1 pseudogene is annotated in these 6,719 nt (G+C 74.1%); it reads left to right on the top strand.

Going from position 1 to position 6,719, the window contains the following annotated elements:
• Positions 1-27: 27 nt before the first annotated feature.
• Positions 28-6,627, top strand: a pseudogene (locus tag ACZ303_RS18675) (type I polyketide synthase); the annotation flags it as partial.
• Positions 6,628-6,719: the final 92 nt, after the last annotated feature.

Below are 6,719 nucleotides of genomic sequence, written 5' to 3'. Positions count from 1 at the left end.
GGCGACGGTGAGACGCTTCCCGCCGCCGCCCTGGGGCTCGACGAGCCGCAGGTGGCCGTGCGGGGTGGCGAGCTGCTCGTACCCCGCCTGGTACGAGCCGCCGGGACCGCCGCCGAACGCCCCGCCTTCACAGGTGAGGGCACGGTCCTGGTCACCGGCGCGTCCGGTGTGCTGGGGCGGCTCGTGGCGCGGCACCTCGTCATCGAGCACGGCGTACGCCGCCTGCTGCTGGTCAGCCGGAGCGGTGGCCGGGCCGAGGGGATGGCCGAACTCGAAGCGGAGCTGACGGCGCTCGGTGCCCACGTCACCGTGGCGGTCTGCGATGTGGCGGACCGGGACGCGCTGGCCGGGGTGCTGGGCGCGGTGTCGGCCGAACATCCGCTGACGGGTGTGGTGCACGCGGCGGGTGTGACGGACGACGGCATCGTCTCCGCCCTCACCCCGGACCGTATCGACGCCGTCTTCCGTCCGAAGGTCGACGCGGCGCTCAACCTGCACGAGCTGACGCGTGATCTCGACCTGTCGGCCTTCGTTCTCTTCTCCTCCGCCGCCGGTGTCTTCGGTAGCGCGGGTCAGGGCAACTACGCGGCGGCGAACGCCTTCCTCGACGCTCTCGCCCAGCAGCGTCGGGCAGCGGGTCTTCCGGCGGTGTCGATGGCCTGGGGTCTGTGGGCCGAGAGCAGTGCCCTGAGCGGTGCCCTCAACGACGCCGACCAGCGCCGCATCTCCCGTGCCGGTATGGAGGCGCTGGAGTCGGCGGACGGGCTGGCGCTCTTCGACGGTGCCCTGCGTGCCGCCGAGCCCGTGCTCGTACCCGTGCGATGGGACATGCGCTCGCTGCGCGCACAGGCCCGTACCGGTGCGCTGCCGGCCCTCCTCACCGACCTCGTCCCCGCGTCCCCGGTGCGCCGCGCGGACGCCGCCGCCCAGGGGGCCGACGGCGCCTCGACCGCTCTTTCCCAGCGGCTGGCCGGGCTCACGGAGGCCCAGCGGTACGACGTGCTGGTCGACCTGGTCCGTACCCACGCGGCAGCCGTGCTCGGGCACGGCCGCCCCGAGTCCGTACAGGCGGCCCAGGCGTTCCGCGAGCTGGGCTTCGACTCGCTGACCGCTGTCGAGCTCCGTAACCGGCTGGGCGCCGCCACCGGCGTCCGGCTGCCCGCCGGCCTCGTCTTCGACTACCCCACCCCCGACGCCCTGGCCCGCCACCTGCGCGACCAGCTGGCAGGCGAGGGACCGACCGCCGCCGCCGTCCCAGCGACGCGCGCCGACGCCGGGGACGAGCCCATCGCGATCGTCGCGATGAGCTGCCGATACCCCGGAGGCGTACGGACCCCCGAGGAACTGTGGGAGCTCCTGTCGTCCGGCACGGACGCCATCTCCGGCTTCCCCACCGACCGCGGCTGGGACTTCGACGCGCTGTCCGCCGACGGCCCGGACGCGGCGGGCACCAGCGACACCCGGGAAGGCGGGTTCCTCTACGACGCGGGCGACTTCGACGCGGCGTTCTTCGGGATCTCGCCCCGCGAGGCCCTCGCGATGGACCCGCAGCAGCGGCTGCTGCTGGAGACGTCCTGGGAAGCCTTCGAGCGGGCCGGAATCGATCCGGCCGCCCTGCGCGGGTCGCGGACCGGGGTGTTCGCGGGTGTGATGTACCACGACTACACCTCGTCGCTCCAGAGCGTTCCCAAGGGCGTCGAGGGCTTCCTCGGCACGGGGAACTCCGGAAGCGTCATCTCGGGCCGTCTCTCCTACACCTTCGGGCTGGAGGGCCCGGCGGTGACGGTCGACACGGCGTGCTCGTCCTCCCTCGTGGCCCTCCACCTCGCCGTGCAGGCGCTGCGGCAGGGCGAGTGCGAGATGGCGCTGGCCGGGGGCGTGACGGTGATGGCCGGGCCGGGCGCGTTCGTGGAGTTCTCCCGGCAGGGCGGCCTGGCCGCCGACGGCCGGTGCAAGGCGTTCTCCTCCGACGCCGACGGCACGGGCTGGGGCGAGGGCGTCGGCATGCTGCTCGTGGAGCGCCTCTCGGACGCAGAACGCAACGGCCACCCGGTGCTCGCCGTCGTCCGCGGGTCTGCCGTGAACCAGGACGGTGCCTCCAACGGCCTGACCGCGCCCAACGGCCCCTCCCAGCAGCGCGTGATCCAGCAGGCGCTGGCCTCGGCGGGCCTGTCGCCGGCGGATGTCGACGCGGTGGAGGCCCATGGCACGGGCACCTCGCTGGGCGACCCGATCGAGGCCCACGCGCTGCTGGCCACGTACGGGCGGGAGCGCGCCGACGACCGACCGCTGTGGCTGGGGTCGCTGAAGTCGAACATCGGTCACACCCAGGCCGCCGCGGGCGTGGGCGGCGTCATCAAGATGGTGCAGGCGATGCGCCACGGCATCCTCCCCAGGACGCTGCACGCCGACGAGCCGTCGCCGCACATCGACTGGTCCGCGGGTGACGTGCGCCTGCTGACGGAGCCCGTCGAGTGGGCGGAGGGCCGCCGGCCCCGCCGCGCCGGGGTGTCGTCCTTCGGCTTCAGCGGTACGAACGCGCACGTCATCATCGAGCAGGCCCCGGCGCCCGCGCGCCACGAGGCACCGGCGGACGCGAACGCGCCGACGGCCCCCACCCCCTGGGTGCTGTCCGCCAAGAGCCCCGAGGCACTGCGCGACCAGGCGCGCCGACTGCTGTCCCACGCACAGGACCACGCCGACCTCACCCCGCTCGACGTGGCGTACTCCCTGGCCACCGGGCGCACCGCCCTGGAGCACCGGGCGGCGGTGGTCGCGCCGGACCGTGGCGGCGCATTGGACGGGCTGCGTGCCCTGGCGCACGGCGAACCCTCCGGGGCGGTCGTCAGCGGTGCCGCGACGACGCCGGGTGGGAAGGTCGCCCTGCTGTTCTCCGGGCAGGGCAGCCAGCGGCTGGGCATGGGGCGGGAGTTGCACGCCGCCTTCCCCGTCTTCGCCGAGACCTTCGACGAGGTCTGCGCGCACCTGGACGCCCACCTGGTCGAGCCCCTGCGGGAGGTCGTCTTCGGTGAGGACGCGGGGCGGCTGGACCGGACGGGGTTCACGCAGCCTGCGTTGTTCGCTGTTGAGGTGGCGTTGTTCCGTCTGGTGGAGTCGTGGGGTGTGCGGCCGGACTTCCTGGCCGGGCATTCGATCGGTGAGTTGGCTGCGGCGCATGTGGCGGGGGTGCTTTCCCTCGCCGATGCGGCGGCGCTCGTCAGCGCCCGGGGCCGGTTGATGCAGGAGCTGCCGCCCGGTGGGTTGATGATGGCGGTCCAGGCTTCTGAGGCCGAAGTGCTGCCGCTGCTGGTCGGCCGGGAGGGCGAGATCGGGCTCGCGGCGGTCAATGGTCCGTCTTCTGTGGTGCTTTCGGGCGCGGAGGACGCGGTGATCGAGGTCGCGGGTGTGTTGGCGGGGCAGGGTCGTAGGACCAAGCGGCTGACGGTGTCGCACGCCTTCCATTCGCCGCTGATGGATCCGATGCTGGCTTCCTTCCGGAAGGTCGCCGAGGCGGTGACGTTCAACCCTCCGACGATCCCGGTCGTCTCCACGCTCACCGGACAGCTCGTATCGGCCGAGGAACTGTGCGACCCGGAGTACTGGGTCCGCCACGTCCGTCAGGCCGTCCGTTTCGCCGACGCGGTCACCACGCTCTCCGCCGAAGGTGCCCGCACCTTCCTGGAGATCGGCCCCGGCGGCGTCCTGACCGCCATGGCCCAGGAGACCCTGGACGAGGCGGCCACCGCCGTCCCGACGCTGCGCACCGACCGTCCCGAGGACGTGGCCGTCACCACCGCCCTGGCCCAGCTCCACGTCCACGGCACCGCCCCGGACTGGGACGCCGTCTTCGCCGGGACCGGTGCCCGCCGCGTCGATCTGCCCACCTACCCCTTCCAGCACCAGCGCTACTGGCTGGAGTCCCGTCCCGCGACCGGTGACGTGACCTCCGCCGGCCTCCAGGCGGCCGATCACCCCCTCCTCGGGGCAGCGCTCGCCCTGGCCGACGGTGAAGGCGTCCTGCTCACCGGCCGGCTGTCCCTCACCACACACCCCTGGCTCGCCGACCACGCGGTGATGGGCACCGTGCTGCTGCCCGGTACCGCCCTCGTCGACCTCGCGCTGCGGGCCGCCGGGGAGGTGGGCTGCGGCCGGGTCGACGAACTGACGCTGGAAGCGCCGCTGGTCCTGCCCGAGGACGGTGCCGTCCGGCTCCAGGTCCTGGTCGGGGCCGCCGACGACAGCGGTCACCGCCCGCTGCGGATCTACTCCCGCCAGGACGGCGAAGCGGCGGACGCCCCCTGGACCGGCCACGCCACCGGAGCTCTCTCCTCCGCACCGGCCCCGGACCTCGCCGCCGACCTCGCCGCATGGCCGCCCCCGGGCGCCGCTCCCGTCCCCGTCGACGCGCTGTACGAGCGGATGGCCGGGCTCGGGCTCGACTACGGTCCGGTGTTCCGGGGTGTACGAGCGGCGTGGCGGCGTGGCGAGGAGCTGTTCGCCGAGGTGGAGATGGGCGAAGGCACCGACGCCCGGGGCTTCGGTGTCCATCCGGCCCTGCTGGACTCCGCCCTGCACGGCGTGGGCCTGGGAGGGCTGCTGCCGGACACCGGGCAGGCGCGGGTGCCGTTCTCGTGGAGCGGCGTGAGCCTGCACTCGACCGGCGCCGCCGCCCTGCGCGTGCGCCTCGCGCCGGCCGGACCGGACACGGTGTCGCTGCTGGCCGCCGACGCCACCGGGCGGCCCGCCGTCTCGGTGGCGTCGCTCGCCCTGCGCCCCATCACCGCCGAGCAGTTGGCGGCCGCGCGCGGCGGACAGCGTGACAGCCTCTACCGCGTCGACTGGGCCCCGCTCCCGCTGCCCGCCGTCATCCCGTCCGCTCCTTCCGCTCCGGAGCACGAACTCGCTTTCGTGCAGCCCCAACATCTCGACACCGACGCCGCACACGCCACCCTCCATACGCTCGCCCTCATCCAGAAGTGGCTGGCGGAGGAGCCGGCGGACTCCTCGCGGCGCCTGGTCGTCGTCACCCGGAACGCCGTCGTGGTCGACGCCGCCGACGCGGTGGAGCTGGACCCGGCACAGGCGGCCGTGTGGGGGCTGGTGCGGTCGGCGCAGTCCGAGCACCCCGACCGGTTCGTACTGGTGGACCAGGACCGTCACGAGGGCGGGCTGCCGGCCGTCGCCCTGGCCTCCGGCGAGCCTCAACTGGCCCTCCGCGACGGCAAGGCGTTTGTGCCCCGGCTGACCCGGGCCGCCACCACGTCCACTGATGCCACGGCGGTCCTCGACCCGGAAGGCACCGTTCTCGTCACCGGTGCGACCGGTGCGCTGGGCCGGATCGTGGCGCGGCACCTGGTGGCCACGCACGGCGTGCGCCACCTGCTGCTGACGAGCCGTCGCGGCCCGGACGCGGAGGGCGCGGGGGAGTTCGAGGCCGAACTGGTCGCGCTGGGCGCCCGAGTGGTGACGGCCGCGTGCGACGCGGGGGACCGTGACGCGCTCGCCGCGCTGCTGGACGCCGTGCCGGCCGAGCACCCGCTGACGGCCGTGGTGCACGCGGCCGGTGTGCTGGACGACGCGCTGGTCGGTTCGCTGACGCCGGAGCGGCTGGAGAAGGTCTTCCGTCCCAAGGCCGAAGCGGCCCGCCACCTGCATGAACTGACGCAAAAGTTTGACCTTGCGGCCTTTATCCTGTTTTCTTCTCTTGCCGGTACGTTCGGCAACGCGGGGCAGGCCAACTACGCTGCCGCCAACGCCTACTTGGACGGGCTCGCGCAGCGTCGCCGGGCAGCCGGCCTCGCGGGCACGTCGCTGGCGTGGGGGCCGTGGACCGGCTCCGGCGGCATGCTGGGCGCCGCGGACGACGAGGCGCTCGCGCGGATGGCGCGGGGCGGAGTGAACCCGCTGTCGGCCGACGAGGGCCTGGCGCTGTTCGACGCGGCGTGCGCGACCGACGGCGGTGTGTTCGTACCGGTCAGGCTGAACCTCGCGGCTCTGCGGACCCGGGCGGAGACCACGCCGCTGCCGCCGGTGCTGCGCGGTCTGGTCAAGGTCCCGGCCCGCCGGGCGGCGGAGGCCGGACCGGTCGCGCTGGCCGGCCAGTTGGCGGGCGCGTCGGAGGAGAAGCGCCGGCGCCTGCTGCTGGGGGCGGTCCGTGGCGAGGTGGCCGCCGTGCTGGGCCACGCGTCGGCCGAGACGATCGGCGCCGCGCAGGCCTTCCGCGACCTGGGCTTCGACTCCCTCACCGCGGTCGAACTGCGCAACCGCCTCGGTGCCGCCACCGGCCTGCGGCTGCCGGCCGGCCTGCTCTTCGACTACCCGACCCCGGCCGCGCTGGCCGACCACCTCAGCGCCTCGATGCCCGACGCGTCCGAAGGGACCGCCCCTTCCCCGCTCACCGAACTCGACCGCCTGGAGGCCGCGCTGGCCGACTCCCCGTACGACAAGGGGACGCGCGCCAAGCTCACCATGCGCCTGGAGGTCCTGCTCGCCAAGCTGGCGCACACGGCCCAGCCGGTGGACGGCGGCGGGGACGGCGACGAGGCGGACGCGGACCTCACCTCGGTCGCGTCGGCCACCGACGAAGAACTCTTCGAGCTCCTCGACAACGAGCTCGGCACGGATTGACCCGCCCGACCCGTCAGACCCGCCCGATGTGCTCCACCCGTTCGACCCGCTCCACCTGTTCGACACCACCGATCGACAAGCACGAACCCCCT

Source organism: Streptomyces sp. NPDC023527, from assembly GCF_055560115.1.
The sequence above is the reverse complement of the archived record's forward strand: the minus strand, read 5'-3'. Positions and strand labels throughout refer to the sequence as shown.